We start from the raw sequence: 20,098 nt of genomic DNA, 5'->3' as shown, positions 1-20,098 counted from the left end.
ACGTACAGCCTGCTCACAATGATCATTCCACGGAGGCGATATACCATGAACGATCAACCAATCAAGGATACAGAATTAAACGTACCCGATGACCAGCAGCCTGCCGTCGTACAGGATGGGGTTCACAACTACAGCAGCGAAGAATCATGGGTGAAGCCGGAAGATCCGGTTCTGCTGGAACGCTTGGAGTGGTTTAAGGATCAGAAGCTGGGTTTGATGATGCACTGGGGACCCTATTCCCAACTGGGCGTTGTTGAATCATGGGCACTCAGTGATGAGGATGGAGACTGGTCACGCGATGGAATTGACTGGCAGGATGATCCTCAGGAGCTCAAGCGTGAATACTTTGATTTGAACAAGACCTTCAACCCGATCCGGTTTCAGCCGGAAGTATGGGCAGATCTGGCGAGTGAAGGCGGCTTTCGTTATTTGAACTTTACGACCAAGCATCATGATGGCTTTTGTATGTGGGATACGCATACAACCAATTACCGGATTACAGGCAAAGACACGCCGTTTCATCGACATAAGTATGCCGATATTGTTGGCCATCTATTTGATGCTTTTCGTGCAAAGGGACTAGCGATTTCGGCTTACTTTTCCAAGGCGGATTGGCATACTCCCTATTACTGGGCAGATGGGATGGAGCGTGGGCAGTACAGCTGGCGTGGTCCAACGTATGACCCGCATAAGTATCCATGGCTATGGGAACAATTTGTGCAGTTTACACATGATCAGATTACAGAGCTGCTTACTGCATACGGACGTATCGATGTACTCTGGCTGGATGCGGGATGGGTACGTCCCGGGAAGAGAGGACAGGACATTCGTCTGGGTGAAGTAGTGGACCGGGCCAGACAGCATCAGCCGTGGCTACTGGCAGCAGATCGTACCGTCGGCGGTGCCTACGAGAATATTGTAACGCCGGAACAAACTGTGCCCGAGCATCCCATGTCGATTCCATGGGAAAGCTGCGTGACCATGGGCACGTCTTTTTCTTTCCGCTATGAGGACCAGTACAAATCGGTTCGTGAACTGGTACATCTACTGATGGAGATCGTTGCCAAAGGAGGCAATCTGGCACTTAATGTGGGTCCACAGCCAGACGGTCGCTTACCCGAGGGAGCAATTCATCGTATAAAAGGACTGGGTGCATGGCTGAACGTATATGGAGAAGCAGTGTATGGGACTCGCAGCTGTGAACCTGCTTATACGGGAAACTGGGCTTTTACAGCGAAGATGCCGGAGCACAAAGTATACGCCAGTCATTTATATACCGACGAGCATACGAGTATTCCGGCAACTCATCTTATTCCGTATAAAGGAAGCGTACAGTCTATTGATCTGCTGGGAGAAGAGATCACCGCATCATTGATTTTCCAGCAGACAGCAGAAGGTATCGAGGTTCATTTGCCACTGGCAGTACAGAATGAAGCACAAGCCCCCATTGCTCATGTTTTTCGATTGCATGTACAATAAACACCCGAATAGGTGAAGAGTGATTGGATCAGGCTGAACTTATTCCAGGTTCATTTCACATAGCAAGTTGTGGTTAGAGGGACTATCTGTTACATACAGGTAGTCTTTTTATATTCAAAAAAACCACCAGTTTCAGCATTACCCTTTTTTGAAAAGAGTCATCATGTGCTGTTTAACTGATGGTTTGAATGATTAGCTGTTGTCATATTTAAATCATACGTCATACATTAATAGAAAATATAGAATATCGACTTCAATTACTTGTTCTTATCTACGATCATATCCGCCAGCACTCCGATTTGTCCGACAATTGATGTTGGATCATAATAAGAGAACGTATCATAAGGCAGATCGTAGACCTGACCATTTTTGACGGCGGGCAGACTGTTCCAGACAGCACTATTTAATACGGATTTTTTCTGAGCTTCCGTCGTTCCATCATTAAAACAAATGAAAATCCGATCAGCATTGAGGTAATCGGGTAAATTTTCCATCTGGATCGGCAGAATTTGCTTGCGGCTGTCGATTACGTCTTTTTTGACATTGTCTAGCGGTTTGAACTGCAAGGCATCATACAATGCATATCCACCGCGTCCATAATTGTCGCCAAGAATAGAAATATTCTTTTCTCGTACATTGATCAAAACGGCAGTTTCGCCAGGTTTAACGACGTCTTTGATTTTCTCCCGGGCAGCACGAGCAGCTTCATCATATTGGGCTAGCCATGCTTGAGCTTGTTCTTCGCGTCCCAGTAATTTGCCAAACATCTGAATCTCTTCTTTGGGATTATTGTATGCGGTGTAAGGAACATAGAGAGTCGGTGCGATCTGGCTGAATTGATCATATGATTTGACATCAAAATCATTAATGACGATCAAATCGGGATTCAGCGACATGACTTTCTCTATGGAAGTTGGGGTACCAACATCCTCTATGCCTTGCTCCTGTTCTTTTAGAAAAGGGCTGCCCATCCACCATTCTTTGGTGGCGGCGACCGGTTTTAGACCCAGGGCAATCAATGTACCATGATAATAAGTTGATACAATACGCTCCGGATGAGCAGGGATCGTAATTTTACCTTTTGCTGTATCAATCGTACGTTCTGTTGCTGTGTCTGTACCAGCATTGGTGCTTGTGTCGGTATTTGTTGTTGCTATACTGGATGAAGCTGTTGGAGCAGTAGATTGTCCGCAGGCAGCGAGCAGCAGACAAGTCACTATCATCATCGCTATCATACAGGCTGGCTTAGTAAGCAGCCGATTATTCATTGTCCATTCCTCCAATTTGCTAATTGATAATGATTATCAAATAGAATCATATCAACCGGCTGTAGGTTCGTCTATGGACAATAGTGATCAATTCTTATGGCAAATATGATGCCAGACATTGCAGCCACTGATCTAACTGCAGTTCCTGGGAAAAAGGATCAAATCCATAAAAAATATGCGGGTCCATCATGTACACGTTTCCAGCCTGTACAGCAGGGAGCTGATTCCACCAAGGTGAATTCATTACAGACAGGGGAGTCTGCCTGGGCTCGCGATCCTGGTGCTCGATCGGATAATAAATAACAATCATATGATCGGCAGCATAATGATCTAGCTGGTGAAGAGGCACTTCCATATTTAACAGTCCCTTATGAATAATCTGCTGGCGAACAGATTCTGGAGCTTCACAGCCCAATCCATCGTAGATTAACGGACCGCCCATGCTGCGCAAATTGCCATATACATATACTTTTTCAGCTACAATCTTATAAATGCCTACTGTTTCGCGTTTGGCCAGCCAGGGTTGTATGTTCTGTCTGGCTGCTTCCAGTCGGATGTCCCAGCTCTGCAGCCATGCCTGAGCTTGAGGCTGGCGTTGGACACGTTCGGCAAGCCAGAGCCACTGTTCACGCCAGTTATAGTGCTCAAGCGAAAGTCTCTGAATCGGTGCGTATTCATTCAGCTGCCCTATATTCGGATGGTCTTCATAAGCGAACAGGAGGTCAGGCTGGATCGTTTGAATCCATTCTGAAGAGGGAGCAGGCAGATTCTCCAGATGGGATAGCTGTAAATAAGGCTTTGTCTCTTCTGCTTCACTTGATGAGCCGCCTGGTTTGGCGCTGGACAGCGGCCAGAAATGCTCCTGCCAGCGGCGAAGCATATTGATATCGAGATAACCTGCGGCTGGCTCGATTCCCAGATACAATAACATGGCTGTTAGCGGGATATCACAGGCAGCATACTGCTTGGGTGACGTTCTGTATTGACTGGGAGGCAGGCCGAACTGCTGCTTGAATTTGCGGCTAAAATAATGCACATCGCTGTATCCGCATCGCCGGGCGATCGTATCTGTACTCGTCTGTGACAACTGAAAATCCAGTCGTGCCTGATTCAGCCTCACTGTGGATAAATAGGTACTGAAAGAGCATCCTTTGTAACTGCGAAACAGGCGTGAAAAATGTTCTGGAGTTACTCCCATCTGACGTGCAAGTTCATCGCGACGCAGATTCTCGCGATAATGCGTCAGAACATACTGAATTATTTGTTCAAAAGTCAGATGATCATTTTTGACAGTAACTACGGTTTCCATACATAACAATTGCAGCAGCTCATAAAAATTTCGATAAAAGCCCAGCATTTGTAATGGCTGATGCACATGATATTCACTATATGTATTCAATTCTCCACACAGTCGACGGATTTCTGCAGGAGATTGGATATGTAAAATAGCTGCGGATTCGCTCCAATCTCCTTTTCCTACAGCAGACAAAAAAGAGGGCCGTGTTGCAAGCTTAGTCGATGTTGTCGTGGCAAGCGGGTAGTCTGCATCAGTAGGAATCTCCTGTAATACCAGACAAAATAACTCCAACGGTTCATGTCCGGCATTACCAAGATGAACACCTGCACCTTCCGGGCAAAAAAGAATCTGCTGCGCATCCATATTCGCTGCATGTCCTCGAATCGTCACTCGTGCGCTGCCTTTGCCAATCATGAACAGGGTATCATGATCAGCTACCATCCATTCGGATGTAGAAGATGCATCAAAACACATCGATGTAAACGAAACAGGTCTCCACAGAAGAGGGATGCTGCCTGGTACAGCCGCTGGACGGTGGGGCTCTGAATGGGGCTTTATCGTAGGTATGGAATCGGTTTGGTAAGGTTCAAGCGAGCCTTCTCTCAATTGTCTGCGAACATTCGCTGCCTCTTCATCATCTAGTCGTCCCAGGTAACGAATCGTTTGATGTCGCACTTTGCCATCAGGATCGCGATACGATTCGACCAGTCGATAATAGGTATAGACATGCTGTCCGCGCTTGATCACTTGCTTTTTCAAAAACATGATTACCGTCACACTCCAGTTGAGGTCTACAATGAGAAGTTGGGTCTACATCGTACTTGTATTTTGCCGCAGATACGGGAGAAAGGAAAGAGGAATACATAAAACAATAAAAGATTGAAACGAGTTCATACCCTGAGGTGGGTGAGAACTGTATGAACATTTCCCCAAATGCATCGTTTATGGTACATTTATAAGCAGAAAAGTCTGGACTTGCAACCTGTCCAAACAAGAAATGAGGGGAATGGTGGATATGGCTGTTGATGAGAACTATCAGCGGAAGCTGGAGGATCAGAAGCGGTTATTCAAGCAGCTGGGAATCAAGTTTGATGCACTTACAATTCACGAAAAAGATTTTACCAGCAAAATGAGAGGGTACTCTCAGGAAGAAGTGGATTTTTTCCTGGATGATGTCATCCTCGATTATGAGCGTTTCTACAAAATCATTACGGATCTGCTCGATAAATATAATGAGCTACAGCGCCGCCAGACGTATGAAAAAGAGCGTGCCATGGCCGAAAAGGAACGCGTTCATGAAGAGAAGGAACGTGCTTTTGCCAGAGCCCAGGCGCTGGAGAATGGCGTGGACAAGAGCGTAGTAACCGAAGCCATTGTCAGTCTGGAGCGTACGATTGCCCAGATGCGTGCGCGTCTGCAGGAAGACCGTTCAGACCAATACTGATAGAGTCATTATCCGGTATCCTGCTATTTACGCTTTACATTACATATGCCGGTAATGCTGCAATTTGTAACCGATACACCAAAAAGGCTGTATTCCTCGGAAGGGAATACAGCCTTTTTGCATACATTTCTGTTCAAAGCGGGGTTATACCGCCAGTATTTTTTGGAGCCGCGTACAATCATCGGTGAATACCGACTGCTGTTCCAGAAATTGCAGCATGGCTTTGATCATGCCAGAACGGCGCTGCGGATCGGCGATTTCCTGTTCCAGTGTAGAAAGGACCTGCCAGATTTCTTCTTTTTCCTGATCCGGTAGATTCAGATGGTGCAGACTGCGTTTCAGACTGAACATCAACTCATGAATCATGATCCCCTTGAATACCGGACTGTCTTGGACATATTGATTGCCAAGCTGCAATTCGTTATAATCCCAGATCGGTTTGTAGCCATGATCAAACATATTTTTGGCCATTCCATCTACCATTTTGGCAAGATAGTCGGATATCTCGGACTGATCCAGATTGGACTTGATCCCGATGACCGGCAGGAACATGTATTGCATAAGCAGCCCACGGATCAGGAAGATAATATCATATACATAAGGCTTCACCTGATCGCCATAGATATCTACGAGACAGTCCGTACTCCATTGATTCAGCCGATATTCCAGCAGCAGACACTCTTCCAGCAGCTTTTCATTTTGCAGGATGCTTTTGTCATGAACAGACATCATCACGGAATGGATTTTGCTTTCGAGTGTGCTTTTCATATGGACCTGAATAAAGCTGGATATCTTTTGCTGCGGTTCGTCATCCGCTGTAGCATAGAAGCTGAAAATATGTTCTTCCACTGTCTGCGAATGCATTTTGACTGTCGCAATCAGTACATCTTCCTTACTCTGAAAAAACTTGTAAAATGAAGCTTTGGCCATTCCGCTTTCTTTGGCAATTTCATCGACAGATGTTGCCGTATATCCTTTTTCGGAAAAAAGTCGAACCGCAGCCTCGATAATATCTTCTTCTTTGCTTTTCAAGGGCGCTTCTCCTTCCATATATAATAGGCCTGTAAAATATCGAAAACGGACCCTTGCTGTAGCAGTCCGTTTTCGATCCGGCAGAGTAGGCATCGGAATACCAGTCTCTGCCGTCTATATTTGAGGTAGTATCTGTCTATCCTGATTACATTTTTGGAGCAGCTTTTAACTTTTCTGCTCTCCGTTGTTTACGTTCCATTTTACGGGCTTGGCGCTTGTCTTTGGAACGGGCGACAACCATATACAGAGACGGAACAACGAACAGAGTCAGAATGGTGGAGAAGATCAGACCGAAGATAATAACAACCCCGAGCGGACGGAACAGCAGCTCGCCGACCGTAGCGATAGGAATCATACCCACAATCGCAGTCAGGGAAGTCAGCAGGATCGGACGGAAACGGGCGGAGGCCGCCTGGATAATCGCTTCCTTCAATTCCATACCTTCATGTCTGGCGTCTTCGATAAATTCAATCAATACAATACCATTCCGAACGACAATACCTGCAAGGGCGATAATACCCATAACCGACATAAAGCCGATTGGTGTACGTGTCAGGAACAGACCGAGAATACCTCCGGCTGCCGCCAGATAGACGGTGGTCATAATGATGATCGGAATCGACAGAGAGTAGAACTGGATAACGATCAGGATAAAGATCAGGAATACCGCTACGATGAACAGTTTACCCAGGTCACCGAAGGTGTCTGCCTGGTTAGATGTTTCACCGCCAATTTCCCACGTATAACCTTCCGGGAAATTCATCTGCTGCAGTTTTGGCTGGATCTCCTGCATAACTTCTGTAGCTGTACGTCCATTGACATCTGCTTCGATCGTATTTACGCGCTGCAGATCATAACGGTCAATCTGCTGGATCGAGAATGTTGGTTTCATACTAACAATCTGAGACAGCGGGATCTGCGCTCCAGCAGAGTTGGTCACATTGACCTGCTGCAAGAGAGAAGACGGGCTGGCAGAACTGTAACCCTTCATATAGACTTTCATATCGACCAGATCTTTACCATTATCAAAGTCACCGACGTTCATACCACTGCCCATCATCAGCAGGGTCTGGGTCAGATTGCTGTAGGTAACCTTGTAACGGTCCATCGCTTGTTTGTTAACAACAAAATCAAGAGCATAGTTATCGATACCCATCGTATCTGTAATGCCATACGTACCTGGTGTATTACCGATAATCTGCTTGATCTGATCGGTCAGACTGCGGATTTCCTCCAGATCGTCACCGAGAATACGGATCGATACCGGTTTACCGACGGATACCCCGAGATCGGTTCCGCTAACGGAAGTCTGGATACCCGGATAATCTTTTTTGAGTGTATCTGCCCATTGATCGGTCGTCTGGCTGATATTCATGCCATGCTTACCGGTGACCAGAATCTGCCCGGCATTGGTACTACTGCCGCCGAGGCCACTCAAGTTGGTGAACAGCTGTGGAGCGGCGCCGCCGGAAGCGTACGCCATATTTTCGACTTCAGGCTGCTTTTTGAGCCATGCTGCCATGCCTTGTACGACCCGATCTGTTTCCTGCAGCGATGTGCCGGACGGAAGATTAATGTTGATCGTAATCTGTGGATCTTCGGAGGTCGGGAACAGTTCCACCGGAGTGAATGCTGCTAGACCATAGGCGAATGTACTGACGACCAGACCGATCAATGCGATCAGCAGAGGACGTTTCAGTACTTTTGGCATCAGGCGATGTGCATAACCATTGCTGACGGCCTGAATTTGCCGTCCGAGTAGTCCGGCAGGCTTGTCAATATGACGTTTGCCGCGTTCGATCTGACGTTCTTCGTACCACTGACGGAAGATCGGAATAATCGTCAGGGACATGATCATTGACGCCAGCATACATAGAGAGATAATCGTCGGAATCGGCCGGATAAAGGCACCCATATCACCCTGCAATACCATCAGCGGCAGGAAAGCCGAGATCGTTGCCAGCGTAGCGGTAATAATGGAGATGGCCACTTCCTTGGTTCCTTTGATCGAAGCATCCGTCGGATTCTCACCGAGTGTGGACAGCCTTCGTTCAATATTGTCGTTGACGACGACCGCGTCATCGACCAGAATCCCGAGTACGATAATCAGACCAACAATTGTAATCTGATTCAGTGTAATACCAAGACCCGGCAGGAAGATCAAGCCGAGCGCAATCGAGATTGGAATGGCCAGTGCGACAAAACCGGCAGTCAGCAGATTCATCCCGAGCGTACAAATCAGGATAACCGCTGCAATAGCGATCAGCATTTCCTTGATCAATCCGCCGAAGATCCGTTCAACCTCGTCATTTTGTGCAAAGAGGGAGACGATTTTTACATTGGCTGGCAGTGTCTTTTTGAGAGAATTCATTTTCTCGGTCAGGCGTTCATTCATCGTTGGTACGTCAGAGCCAGTCTGGCTGCTGATATCCAGTGAGATGGAAGGTACACCATTGTAGTAGCTGAGATAGGACTCGGTTTCTTTGAGCAGCTGTACATCAGCTACATCTTTGAGATATACAGGGATACCGGCTTCGGTCTGGAAGACCACAATATCCTTGAGTGCATTGTAATCGGTTGTTTTATCAACAGTCAGCTGATACGAACGATTCTCATAGGTGAGATTACCTGTAGGAACGCGGTTGTTCTCTGACTGGATCGCCTGACGAACCGTTTCCCATGAGATGTTGTACTGTTGCAACTTGGCCATATCCAGATCGATACGTACCTGCTGATCCGGAATACCCTGAATCTTTACGCTGGTGATACCCGGTACCGAACGAAGCTGGTCACGCCAGGTATTCATCAGATCGCTAAGTGCATAGATATCTTCTTTGGTTTTACCGTAGATGGCAAAGGACTGGACAAAGGTGGATGTCAGGTTATCATTGACGACCGGTGCATCGGCATCGGAAGGCAATTCCGCCTGAGCATCTTCAACTTTGCGCCGTAGTTCATTCCAGGTATCTTTGGCATTCGCATCATCCTCGGCCTGAACGGTAATCGTCGAGATGCCGTTACCCGAGGTAGAAGAGATCGTTTTGAGATTGGTGACCTCTTTGATCTTCTGCTCCAGTACTTCCGTGACGGTCTGTTCCATCAATTCCGGTGTTGCACCGGCGTATGTAGTGGTAACAAGAGCCGTTTTGACAACGATGTCCGGCATGAGCTGCTTCGGCATCTGGGACAACTGTGTGACGCCGAAGAGGATGAGCATAACGAAGAACAGTAAAGTGATTTTACGTTTGCGGACAAAGTAATTAATCATTAGCTTTGGCCCCGCTATTCGCATTGTTGGTAGCTGCCGGTGCAGCAGCTTTGTTGTCCTGTGCCTGGCCGACTGTCAGATCATCTCCGTCAAAGAGACGGTCTGCACCGCGGGTAACGACTTTATCGCCTACTTTCAGCCCGCCGGTGATTTCGTAGCGGTTATTGTACAAATTGCCGAGTTTGACGGTCGTTTTAACTGCTTTGCCATTTACTTCTTTGAATACATACGGATCACTACCGGAGCTGATAACGGCTTCAACCGGCAGCAGAATTCCCTGTTTGGAAGAAGCCTGGCGGGAAGCGCTCACGACTTGACCGGGTTTCCAGTCTGCATTGGGATTGCTGATGGCTACTTCAACATTAATAGAACCTGTATTTTCGTTGGTTTGCGGATACAGTTTGGCGACTTTGCCGGTGCGGACTTCATCGTAGAGACTGATGCTGACCTGCTGACCGACTTTCCACTGGGCAATCTCACTATCCGGGATCGGCAGCAGCACTTTGAGACGGTTGATTTCACCGATGCTGAATACTTCGGTACCGGCACTGACAGTCTGTCCGTCCGAAATCTGCTTGGTCAGAATAACACCGGAAGCCGGTGCTTTGAGATTGGCGCGGGACAGCTTGAGTTTGGCTGTGTTAAGCGCAATAACTGCCTGATCATAGCTAGCCTGGGATTGTTCTACCCCGGCTTGAGCTTGTTCTACAGCTGCATTGGCTTGAGCAACGCTGGCCTGTGCATTTTCAATACCTACCTTAGCCTGTTTGACAGCTGCCGCAGCCGAAGCACGGTCTGACTGGCTGGCTCCTTCGAGAATAAGGGAAAGTTGCTCCTGAGCATCTTTGAGGCTTTCACTTGCGTTGGCAAGAGTCGTCTGCGCCTGCTCGTTTTCCTGCTGGCTTAACAGACCATTATCAAAAAGGGTCTGTGCGCGGGTAGCGGCCGTTTTGGCTTGATCATAAGCAGTTTGAGCTTTGGTTACAGCATTTTGAGCCTGTGCTTTTTCCTGTGGACGCTTGCCGGATAATACGCCCTGCTCACTGGCACGGGCACTTTCAACCTGAGCCTGTGCAGAAGCAACTCCAGCAGCAGCAGCCTGCTGGCCCGCTTTGGCATTAGTCATGGAAGCACGTGCGCTTGAGAGCGCAGCCTGTGCGGCAGCAACGGATTGATTGGCATTTTCGACTTCAAGTTGAATGTCTGCCGTATCCAGCTGTGCCATCACAGATCCCTTATTGACACGGTCACCTACATCACCATTTACGGAAGAGACCGTTCCATTAATCTGAAAGGAAACAGGTGTCTTATCATAAGCAGCGAGGGTACCGGACAGATCATAAACAGCATCCAGTGATTCTTGTTTGACAGTGGCAACCTGAACCGTAGTGCTTGCCGGTTCCACTGCAGCATTTTCAGTTGAACAAGCAGTCAGGCTGACTGCCAGTAGAAGTGCTGTAAAGGCCATTGGCCAGCTCTTCTTCATAATTTCAGTATCCTCCTCTAAACTCCCCAGTTTTTTTTGTACTCTCTAGTTCATGGGTGAATTATAGAATCAATCCACACTACTTGTCAATTGTAACAACCGCCGTTTTCTATGTACTCAATCCCGGGATGTAGATTCAAACTATCAAAAATACGTCCTCAAACCGATGTTAAAATAAAAGCACTTCATAATAGAAGAAAGATAACCATCTCCTTTCGCAGATACTTTTCCATTTAATGAAAGAAAAAGAAACGAATATTGTGAATATTATGTGAACGTAGATCAGTTTGTTGTATAATCGAGATACAAAATATGGAAGGAATGGTGTTGCACATGAGACCGGATGAAGATCGGAACAGACAGCATGATGGCGAGGAGCAACCTCAATACCTGGCTGTAAAGCCGCCCATATTACGTGAACGGATGCAATTACTGATCGCAGCAGTGCTGCTTGTAGCTGTTGCGATTATACTGATCGAGTGGCAGTGGTAGTCTGAACAGAGAGTCATAGTACGGATATCACCATGCGGGATTCTGGGTATTACATCAGAGTCCTGCTTTTTGGAATGAAGAGAAATAGCAGAGCATTTGCTGAAAGAGAAGGCAGGACGGATAGCATCGTATACAAAATGGATTCGTGTAGTCTGATCCGCTAAAGTGGGTTATACTAAGAGGTGGGCCTTTTAAAAGTTTACCTCATTTATAACGATTATGGTTGATTTATTTCGTTAGGAATGCTAAATTAATTTTATTAGGAATACTAAATGTTTTTGTTTTTTCACACAACCCGTTATATTATTTGATGAAATATAGGAAAGAAGGTTATTGGTATATGAAAAAAGGAATGGTAGGTGCTTCTGTGTTTGCAATGCTGCTTGCAGCAGCGCAGCCGGCGGTACTCGTACACGCAGCAGACAGCACAACAGCAACAACAACCACTACAGCTAACGGAACAACCCCAACAGCAGACGGTACAGTAACAGAACAGGCGAAGTCCCAGATCTCCGGTGTAAGAGAACCGAAAAAAGTAGACAGCCTGAATCTGGAGAAAGTGATTGATCTGGCGATCAATGACTCTTATAATCTGGAACTGCTGCAGTTGAAATATAAAGTGCTGGATCAACAAAATGCCAGCCTGGGTATCGACTATGTCGATTATACCAATGCTTCTCCGGGTCTGACGTATACACCGAAAAAAGGCAGTAATGAAGTAGAACTGTCCCAGGGTTCCCAGACCGGCCAGACACTGGAAGACAACCTGCGTGATCTGGATACCCAGAAGCTGAACACACAGCTGCAGGTAGATGAAGCCAAAGAAGGTACAAGACTGGCGATGACCGGTCAATATGTACAGCTTCTGTCTTACCAGAAACAAATTGCCCTGTCCCAAGAGCACATCCAGGTGCTGACTCGTGATCTGCAGCGTGCACAAACTCTACAATCCCTGGGTTCCGGTACACAGGAAGATATCGATACAGCAGACCGCGCGCTCAAAACAGAGCAGGATAACCTGACTACACTAAAAGATACGTACCAGAAAACACTGGCAACCCTGTGTTATGATCTGGGTATCGTATATGATCCTAATCTGCCACTGGAGCCAATCAAAGTAACACTGGAGCCGGTTCCTACAGTAGATGCAGATACACTGCTGGGCAAATCCTACCAGATCCAGTCTCTGGGTAACAGTGTAGCCAAAGCACGTACAGATGAAGACAAAAAAATTACCGGTAACAGCTTCGACGAGCAGGCACTGAAAGCTACAAGACAGATCGCCGAGCAGCAGCTGGAGCAGGGTAAAGTAACGTATGCCAAAGCGATTCAAACGAATCTGCAGGATATGGATACTGCATTCAAGGATGTTCAGACTTCCCAGCGTCTGGCACAGGATGCCAACGTTGATGGCGTGAATATGCAGATCCGCTATAATGCCGGCGTAACTACCAAGTACGATATGGAGAAACATCAATATCAGGTAGATGCAGCACAGGCCAAAGCGGAACTGACATTGATGCAGTACTTTGTACAGCAATCCAAAGTAAAAGCAATGAGCAATGGTTATATCGCGAACAGCAGCGCTTCAGGAGCATCCGCTTCTTCCCAAGGCTAAGTATCGTTCCTTTTGACCTGATGAATCTAAATAAAAAACACCTGTCCGATGGACAGGTGTTTTTTGTGCGTTATAGGTTATGCAATTAAGCAGAAGCGCCATTAGTCCATTCATTCAACTTGCGATCGGATGGCAGCAGGAAGGTAAGTGCGCCAAGCAGCGGCAGGAAGCTGCAAATCTGCATAACGGGCGAGATTCCGATAGAATCGATCCAGCTGCCGAGTACCAGTGCGCCAACCCCGCCTAATCCAAAAGCCAGTCCGGTGATGAGTCCCGATACGGTACCGATCCGTCCAGGTACCAGCATTTGGGCATAAACGACAGTCACAGAGAAGCTTGATGTAATAATAAATCCGATAACTGCGAGCAGAATACCGGTCCAGAGCAGATTGGCATAAGGCAGCAGTAGTGCAAGCGGCACAGCTCCAGCCATGGAGAGGAAAATCAGATTCCTTTTGCCAAAGCGATCGGCCAGCGGTCCGCCAAAAAAGGTACCCACAGCACCAGCAGCCAAAAACAGAAATACATACAGCTGGGCGTCACCTACACCCAGTCCAAACTGCTCGATCAGGTTGAAGCTATAATAGCTGCCGATCGAAGAGACATACCAGGAACGTACAAATACGAGCAGGATCAGAATCACCATGGCAAAAGCGATCCGGCTGCGCAGCTCCGGACGAATCTTCTCGGCAGTCTGACGCTTTTTGTGCAAGTTCTCGTTTCTCAGGGCGCCACCGTACCAGCGGGCAATCAATATCTGTACCAGAATACCGAGAGCTGCTACGCCAGTGAATCCAATCGCTCCAAACTGTCCGTACGGAACAAAAATCAGCGTCGTCAGCAGCGGAGCAAGTGATTGTCCGGCATTACCGCCGACCTGGAAAATGGACTGGGCAAGACCACGACGATCACCGGAAGCCAGATGGGAAACTTTGGAGCCTTCCGGGTGAAAGGTAGCCGAGCCCAATCCAACGAATACAACGGCGATCAATACAGCAGTATAAGAACCGGCAAGCGCCAGCAAGAGCATACCGGTAAATGTAAATGCCATACCGATCGGCAGAAGTGCCGGGGTAGGCCGTTTATCCGAGAAAAGGCCGATAAACGGCTGCATGATGGAAGCGGTGAAATTAATCGTAAATGCAATCCAGCCAATTTGCGTATAGTTGAGATTCATGGTCTCTTTTAGAATCGGGAAGATCGCCGGGATTACAGACTGCATAGAATCGTTAAACAGATGAACCAGTGAAATAGCAAGCAGAACTCCGAATATCGTCTGATTGGCAGCAGGCGGGATATTCCGCTTTTTGGATTTGGCAGCAGAAGAGGATGCCGTTGGGAAAGACACGGGACAGGACTCCTTTTAAATAAAATAATAGATGGAACAAAAACATGACTATTGTTCATCGTACGCGTAATCTGTATTTCAGTATATCAGAATTTGATTCATTACTGAGTCCTGAACGCAAAATACTTTGTGTGACAAGTAAAAAAAGAAAAGTCGATAACCAAAATTATATTCAAGCGCTCTATATGAAACTATGTATCTATGCAGGGTGAAACTATATATCTGTTTGGAATTGTTTCTTTGCTGCTGTATTAGATTATCAGGCGTATCCTATCAAAACGCATCCGAGTGCAGCAGGGCACCGGATGCGCTTAATGATTACTTTGAAATATTCTGTCCCATGCTACAAAGTTAATTTGCTCAGGAACGACCCAGCATTTTGACTACGGCTTCGGGTTTGAGTACTTCCGCCAGCTTTTCCAGTGCAGTTAGATACAGAAATCCATTACCTTCCGCACGGGGAGAGTAGCCCAGGGGAATCGTGCGTCGAACGAGCTGTGCGTACAGCTCCGGCTCGGTCAGTTCACGTTCGAAGCTGCGATTGGCGATGACTTTGATTAGTGCCATCGCTCCGGATACGTGCGGCGTCGCCATGGAAGTACCACTTAGTGTGGCATATTTGCCATCGAGATAAGTAGATAGAATATCTTCACCCGGTGCAACCAGATCCACCTCGGTATTGGTATTGGAGAATTCGGATGACTGTCTGGACAGATTGACCGAACCTACGCTGATCACTTCATTATAATAACCCGGATATCCGTATTCATCGGTAGATTCCTGACTGTCTCCTTCATTGCCTGCAGCGCAGATTACCAGAATATTCTGGGCTACGACTTTTTGGATCGCTTCATGCATGGCAGGTACATCTTCCGGGCCACCAAGCGACATGGAGATGATATCTACCTTTTGCTCTACGGCATAATTGATTCCGTTAATAATCCATTCATACTGCCCGGACCCCTGATGATCCAGTACTTTGAGAATAAGCAAATTGGCTTCGGGAGCTACGCCGACTACGCCGGAATCATTGGCAATACCGGCAATCGTTCCTGCCACATGGGTACCATGACCATTGTAGTCTTCATAGATATCCGGATTCCCTTCATCATCTCCTGTAAAATTACGACCACCCTGAATTCTGCCCTGCAGATCCGGGTGATCGGTATCGCAGCCCGTATCAAGAATCGCAATTGTAACCCCTTCTCCGCGGCTCTGTTCCCATACCTGTGAAGCCTGAATCAACGAGACTCCCTGTGGAGTCTCATGCACCTGTTCTGCCTGAGTAACAACCTGGAAAGGAATAACTCTCATTTGACCTGCCATTTTCGTTTCCTCCTGTCGGAAATACGGATGATGGAGCAGCCCAGCGTATGCATAACAGTAAGATGTGGTTTGGTATATTTTAACAGTAAAAGTAGCAGTAATCCATAACCAGTTCTTTATGGGACTAATCAGCTGAAGAAGTTGAAAAGCTTTTTAGTTGTGAGTAGTTGAAATGCTAATGTCACATTAACTAACTTACATTCAGAGGTAAATCTTTTTAATTATTTATAATTTGGATTTAAAGTAAGAATATATTACATAAAGTAAAGAATTAGCTATGGTTACAAATGTAAACGTCACTTTTAGTGCACGATAATAGAAAATAAAGCTTTGTATGTTAAATTTATTGACGTAATTATAGAGCGCATTCTATACTCCGTGTAAATAAAGTTGCGATACAGTCCGAAAGGAGCGCATGAATATTGGGCCAGGAACAGGAAATCTACGATGCAATCAAGCAGGCTATTATTGAGCAGAAGATGCGTCCCAATATGCAGTTGGTAGAAGAAGTGCTGGCAGAGTCATTTGGAGTTAGTCGGACACCGGTGCGTAATGTAGTTCGTCGTCTGGCAGCAGAGAAACTGGTAACTATCATTCCTTACAAAGGAGCATTTGTCTCCTGTCCGACGATCTATGAAGCCAGACAGATTTTTGAGATGAGACGTGTTATAGAAGTCGCTGTTGTACAGAAGCTATGTCAGGAATTCAAGAATGATCAGTATATCCGGCTCAGTCGTTTGATCCAGGAAGAACACGCAGCTCAGCGTGATGGACGTATTCTGGAAGCGATACGGATAACAGGCGATTTTCATCTCAAGCTGGCAGAAGCTTCAGGAAATTCTTATTACTATCGTTATCTGGAAGAGCTGATTTCTCTCTCTTATGTAGTGATTGCCCTGTATGGAGAGCAGAAGACCAAGTGCTGTCAGGATCATCAGCGAATCCTGGAAGCGATTCGGCAAGGAGAAGCGACTTTGGCCGAACAGCTTATGCTGGATCATCTGGGAGAGATCGAGCAGGAGTTGAACTTTAATGAACAGCATGCACGTGCATTATCACTGGCAGATATTTTGCAGGAACAGCGGCAGGCAGGCGGACAAACCGTATAAACTTCTGTCTGCTATGGATTGTATACAATGTTGGATGCCAAATCCGATACAGATTGTACCCAAAGGAGAGAAGCCTGATGAAATTAATCGTTGAAAAGGTACGCAAAAATTTTGGTGAGCGGACGATTCTGCAGGATGTGGATCTGACTATTCATGAAAATGAATTTATCTGTATTCTCGGACACAGCGGCTGTGGCAAATCAACACTGCTGAATATGGTAGCGGGGTACATATTTCCCGATGAAGGCGAGATCAAGATTAATGGCGAGAAGATTCAGGGACCGTCCCGTCAGCGTGGTATGGTCTTCCAGGATCATGCACTTTTCCCTTGGTGTACGGTACTGGAGAATGTAGCTTTTGGTCCGGAAGTACAGGGGATGCCCAAAAAGCAGGCACGCGAGACCGCCAGGGAGTTCCTCGGTCTGGTAGGGCTGGAAGCATACGGAGCCCATTATCCGGCAGAGCTGTCCGGCGGCATGAAGCAGCGGGTTGGTATCGCCCGGGCACTGGCAAGCCATCCGGATATCCTGCTGATGGATGAGCCGTTCGGCGCACTGGATATTCTGACACGTGATATGATGCAGCGTGAACTGCGAAGACTGTACGAGAAGCTGCATACGACAATTTTATTTGTCACCCACAGTATTAGTGAAGCCGTCTATCTGGCAGACCGGGTCGTCGTGATGAAACATGGAGTTGTTGCCGAGGTATTCGAGATTGGCATTCAGCATCCTCGTTCCTTTGATTCTCCAGGATTCGCGGATATGATGGCGCGGATCGAACGGCTGCTCATGGAAGATGAAGAGGAGGTTATCGTATGAATGAAATTCAGACCACCTTATCCAAAACCGGGGAGGCTGCTGCACCGGCGCTCCAGCTGAATACGGTCCGCAAGCGCAAAGGTACGGGCTTGCAATCTACTATGGGTATGATCAAAAATGTAATTCCATATGTGCTATTTTTTGTAGTATGGGAGCTGTTCTCCCAGCTGAACGGTCGTATCCAGATGTTCAATCCATTGTTTCTGCCAGCGCCATCCCTGCTGGTTCATGACGGCTGGGAACTTGCCCAAACAGGCATTATTACCGACAGTCTGCTCGCCAGCTCCATGCGTATCTTTTTCGGGTTTGCCTGTGGGGCGACAGTGGCTGTGCTGCTAGCGGTATTAATGAGCAAGTTCTCCATGCTGGAGCGCTGGATGTCGCCTTTTCTAACGCTGGTAAGCCCGATTCCTTCGCTCGCTCTGCTGCCGTTGTTTATTATCTGGTTTGGTATTGGTGAATTCCCCAAAGTGCTGCTCATTGCATGGACGACATTTGTCCCGGTACTGGTCAATACGGTAGAAGGATTCAAATCCGTACCTTCGACGCTGATTCGCTCGGCGCTCAGTCTGGGTGCTTCGCAGCGTCAGGTGTTTACCCGCATTATGATTCCTTCGGCTATTCCGAATCTGCTGATCGGTGCGCAGATTAGTCTGGGACTTTCTTTTTCCGCATTGATCGTATCGGAGATGATGGGCGCCGATTCGGGTCTGGGCTATCTGATCGTGGATGCGCGCAACTATTTTAAAGTAACGAATATGTTCGTAGCGATTATTCTGATCGGTATCGAATACAGCCTGTTCGCCCTGCTGCTCAAGCTGCTGGAACGCAAAGTACTGGCCTGGCGTCGTGGCGGTATTGGAGAAGCAGTAGAAAAAGTCAGATAACAATGGGAAAACAACAACGAAATTACAGGAAACAAGCAATGTCGGGATAAATACCTTAACAGCCAGAACAACGTAGCAGGAGGTATCCATATATAAGATACAATCCATTCTATATTCAAGGGGGAAACAGAAATGAAGAAGAATTGGCTGCAAATGATAACGGGTCTGGCGATGGTATCGGTATTGGCAACAGCATGCTCCAGCGGAGGAACAGCAGACAAAGAAACAGCCGCGGCGAGTGGTACAGGGGCAGCCACCGGTCTGGAACAGACGGATATTATGCTGGTCGGTGTACGGGATGCGCAGATCTCTTCGCAGCAGATTATTGCGGACAAGCTGGGTTACTTTAAGGAAGAGGGGCTGAATGTCGAGAGCAAGCTGATCGAGAGTGGCCCCGATATTGGTCCGATGATTTCCGGCGGCAGTGCGCCAATCAGTATCCAGACCAACTTTATGGATATTATCCTCAAATCCAATAATATCGGTGTCAAAATTGTCGCCCCTCTGGCTCAAATTGCCGGTACGCAGGCCGTAGTCGGTTCCTCCAAATTGCAGCTTAGTTCCGCCAAGGATCTGGAAGGCAAAACGATCGGTATTCCTAACGGAGCCGATGTCAAAATTGCGATTGATAATATGGGCAAGGAACTGGGCGTGGACGTTAGCAAAATCAAATTCGTCAATCTGGCACCGAGCGATGCGGTAGTTGCGCTGCAAAATGGCGATATTGATGCGATGGCAGCCTGGGAGCCTTTTATTACCAAAGCAGTGCAGGGTGGTGGCAAGTTCCTGTTCAGTGGTACGAAGAGCGAGCTTCCCGACAACAAAGGTGATGTGAACTGGATGAGTGTACATACCACTGTTCAAGTCACTGACAAGTATCTCGAGGAAAATCCGAATACAGTGAAAGCCGTGCTGCGCGCACTCGACAAAGCAACCGATTATATTAATGATCATCGCGAAGAAGCAATCAAAATACTCGCTCCCGAACTGCACTTAAGCGAAGCTGAACTCAAGGAAATCATGAATCGTAATGTCTATTCCATGAAAGTGGACGATACGTATGTAAATGGAAGTAATGGTCCGGCGGTTGGTAATTACCTGCAATCGGTTGGCAATATCACTTCCATCCCGGCGCCGGCATCCTATCATGATCTAAGCCTGCTCAAAGATGTGGATTCTTCCCTGGTAGAGGCAGATATCAAGTAACCGATAGTGAACAATAA

The 20,098-nt window shown here is 47.1% G+C and carries 15 protein-coding genes; 8 read left to right on the top strand and 7 right to left on the bottom strand.

What is annotated here, in order from left to right:
• The first annotated feature begins 45 nt into the window (after window positions 1-45).
• Window positions 46-1,479: an alpha-L-fucosidase gene (locus WH46_RS02815; RefSeq protein ID WP_046225599.1), complete on the top strand. Its 1,434-nt coding sequence runs from the start codon at window positions 46-48 to the stop codon at window positions 1,477-1,479.
• 257 nt (window positions 1,480-1,736) lie between these two features.
• Here the strand turns inward: WH46_RS02815 and WH46_RS02810 are convergent, their stop codons facing one another.
• Window positions 1,737-2,747: an ABC transporter substrate-binding protein gene (locus WH46_RS02810; RefSeq protein WP_046225598.1), complete on the bottom strand. Its 1,011-nt coding sequence runs from the start codon at window positions 2,745-2,747 to the stop codon at window positions 1,737-1,739.
• A gap of 94 nt (window positions 2,748-2,841) precedes the next feature.
• On the bottom strand, window positions 2,842-4,809 hold the full coding sequence (locus WH46_RS23230) for an AraC family transcriptional regulator (protein WP_052714087.1): 1,968 nt from the start codon (window positions 4,807-4,809) through the stop codon (window positions 2,842-2,844).
• A gap of 250 nt (window positions 4,810-5,059) precedes the next feature.
• On the opposite strand from WH46_RS23230, the gene WH46_RS02800 reads away from it, so the two are divergent.
• The gene (locus WH46_RS02800; protein ID WP_017812780.1) at window positions 5,060-5,488 is read left to right on the top strand and encodes a DivIVA domain-containing protein; all 429 of its coding nucleotides are present in this window, start codon (window positions 5,060-5,062) and stop codon (window positions 5,486-5,488) included.
• A gap of 144 nt (window positions 5,489-5,632) precedes the next feature.
• On the opposite strand, the gene WH46_RS02795 is transcribed toward WH46_RS02800, so the two are convergent.
• From WH46_RS02795 to WH46_RS02785, 3 genes are all read right to left on the bottom strand, one after another.
• Complete coding sequence (locus tag WH46_RS02795; protein WP_017812781.1) at window positions 5,633-6,520, bottom strand: TetR/AcrR family transcriptional regulator; 888 nt, start codon at window positions 6,518-6,520, stop codon at window positions 5,633-5,635.
• Window positions 6,521-6,665: 145 nt separating this feature from the next.
• Window positions 6,666-9,788 (bottom strand): efflux RND transporter permease subunit, encoded by a 3,123-nt coding sequence (locus WH46_RS02790; RefSeq protein ID WP_046225597.1) that lies wholly within the window; start codon window positions 9,786-9,788, stop codon window positions 6,666-6,668.
• Window positions 9,781-11,274, bottom strand: a complete 1,494-nt coding sequence (locus tag WH46_RS02785) for an efflux RND transporter periplasmic adaptor subunit (RefSeq protein ID WP_046225596.1) — start codon at window positions 11,272-11,274, stop codon at window positions 9,781-9,783. Before WH46_RS02785 ends, WH46_RS02790 begins: the two co-directional genes overlap by 8 nt.
• Before the next feature lie 333 nt (window positions 11,275-11,607).
• Between WH46_RS02785 and WH46_RS23980 the strand changes: the two genes are divergently transcribed.
• Both WH46_RS23980 and WH46_RS02780 read left to right on the top strand, forming a co-directional pair.
• Window positions 11,608-11,766 carry a hypothetical protein gene (locus WH46_RS23980; RefSeq protein WP_017812784.1) on the top strand — a complete coding sequence of 53 codons (159 nt, stop codon included), beginning with the start codon at window positions 11,608-11,610 and terminating at the stop codon, window positions 11,764-11,766.
• Between the two features lie 340 nt (window positions 11,767-12,106).
• Window positions 12,107-13,384, top strand: coding sequence for a TolC family protein (locus WH46_RS02780; RefSeq protein WP_017812785.1), 1,278 nt, complete (start codon window positions 12,107-12,109; stop codon window positions 13,382-13,384).
• An 85-nt stretch (window positions 13,385-13,469) separates the two neighbouring features.
• On the opposite strand, the gene WH46_RS02775 is transcribed toward WH46_RS02780, so the two are convergent.
• Window positions 13,470-14,732, bottom strand: coding sequence for an MFS transporter (locus WH46_RS02775; RefSeq protein WP_046225595.1), 1,263 nt, complete (start codon window positions 14,730-14,732; stop codon window positions 13,470-13,472).
• Window positions 14,733-15,092: 360 nt separating this feature from the next.
• Window positions 15,093-16,058 (bottom strand): S8 family peptidase, encoded by a 966-nt coding sequence (locus WH46_RS02770; RefSeq protein WP_046225594.1) that lies wholly within the window; start codon window positions 16,056-16,058, stop codon window positions 15,093-15,095.
• Between the two features lie 422 nt (window positions 16,059-16,480).
• Here WH46_RS02770 and WH46_RS02765 point away from each other — a divergent pair, with 422 nt between their 5' ends.
• From WH46_RS02765 to WH46_RS02750, 4 genes are all read left to right on the top strand, one after another.
• Entirely contained in the window at window positions 16,481-17,167 is a 687-nt protein-coding gene (locus WH46_RS02765; RefSeq protein WP_046225593.1) for a GntR family transcriptional regulator, read from the top strand.
• Between the two features lie 77 nt (window positions 17,168-17,244).
• Window positions 17,245-17,988 (top strand): ABC transporter ATP-binding protein, encoded by a 744-nt coding sequence (locus tag WH46_RS02760; RefSeq protein ID WP_046225592.1) that lies wholly within the window; start codon window positions 17,245-17,247, stop codon window positions 17,986-17,988.
• Window positions 17,985-18,875 (top strand): ABC transporter permease, encoded by an 891-nt coding sequence (locus tag WH46_RS02755; protein ID WP_046225591.1) that lies wholly within the window; start codon window positions 17,985-17,987, stop codon window positions 18,873-18,875. The genes WH46_RS02760 and WH46_RS02755 overlap by 4 nt, the downstream gene beginning before the upstream one ends.
• 132 nt (window positions 18,876-19,007) lie before the next feature.
• Window positions 19,008-20,081 (top strand): ABC transporter substrate-binding protein, encoded by a 1,074-nt coding sequence (locus WH46_RS02750; protein WP_046225590.1) that lies wholly within the window; start codon window positions 19,008-19,010, stop codon window positions 20,079-20,081.
• Window positions 20,082-20,098 lie beyond the last annotated feature (17 nt).

Origin of the sequence: Paenibacillus dauci (assembly GCF_000971985.1) — a bacterium.
GTDB lineage: Bacteria > Bacillota > Bacilli > Paenibacillales > Paenibacillaceae > Saccharibacillus > Saccharibacillus dauci.
The sequence above is the reverse complement of the archived record's forward strand: the minus strand, read 5'-3'. Positions and strand labels throughout refer to the sequence as shown.

Excerpts from the sequence above, each read along its gene's own strand:
- WH46_RS02815 (WP_046225599.1), top strand. The coding sequence starts at position 46 with ATGAACGATCAACCAATCAAGGATACAGAATTAAACGTACCCGATGAC.
- WH46_RS02810 (WP_046225598.1), bottom strand. The coding sequence starts at position 2,747 with ATGAATAATCGGCTGCTTACTAAGCCAGCCTGTATGATAGCGATGATG.
- WH46_RS23230 (WP_052714087.1), bottom strand. The coding sequence starts at position 4,809 with ATGTTTTTGAAAAAGCAAGTGATCAAGCGCGGACAGCATGTCTATACC.
- WH46_RS02800 (WP_017812780.1), top strand. The coding sequence starts at position 5,060 with ATGGCTGTTGATGAGAACTATCAGCGGAAGCTGGAGGATCAGAAGCGG.
- WH46_RS02790 (WP_046225597.1), bottom strand. The coding sequence starts at position 9,788 with ATGATTAATTACTTTGTCCGCAAACGTAAAATCACTTTACTGTTCTTC.
- WH46_RS02785 (WP_046225596.1), bottom strand. The coding sequence starts at position 11,274 with ATGAAGAAGAGCTGGCCAATGGCCTTTACAGCACTTCTACTGGCAGTC.
- WH46_RS23980 (WP_017812784.1), top strand. The coding sequence starts at position 11,608 with ATGAGACCGGATGAAGATCGGAACAGACAGCATGATGGCGAGGAGCAA.
- WH46_RS02780 (WP_017812785.1), top strand. The coding sequence starts at position 12,107 with ATGAAAAAAGGAATGGTAGGTGCTTCTGTGTTTGCAATGCTGCTTGCA.
- WH46_RS02770 (WP_046225594.1), bottom strand. The coding sequence starts at position 16,058 with ATGGCAGGTCAAATGAGAGTTATTCCTTTCCAGGTTGTTACTCAGGCA.
- WH46_RS02760 (WP_046225592.1), top strand. The coding sequence starts at position 17,245 with ATGAAATTAATCGTTGAAAAGGTACGCAAAAATTTTGGTGAGCGGACG.
- WH46_RS02755 (WP_046225591.1), top strand. The coding sequence starts at position 17,985 with ATGAATGAAATTCAGACCACCTTATCCAAAACCGGGGAGGCTGCTGCA.
- WH46_RS02750 (WP_046225590.1), top strand. The coding sequence starts at position 19,008 with ATGAAGAAGAATTGGCTGCAAATGATAACGGGTCTGGCGATGGTATCG.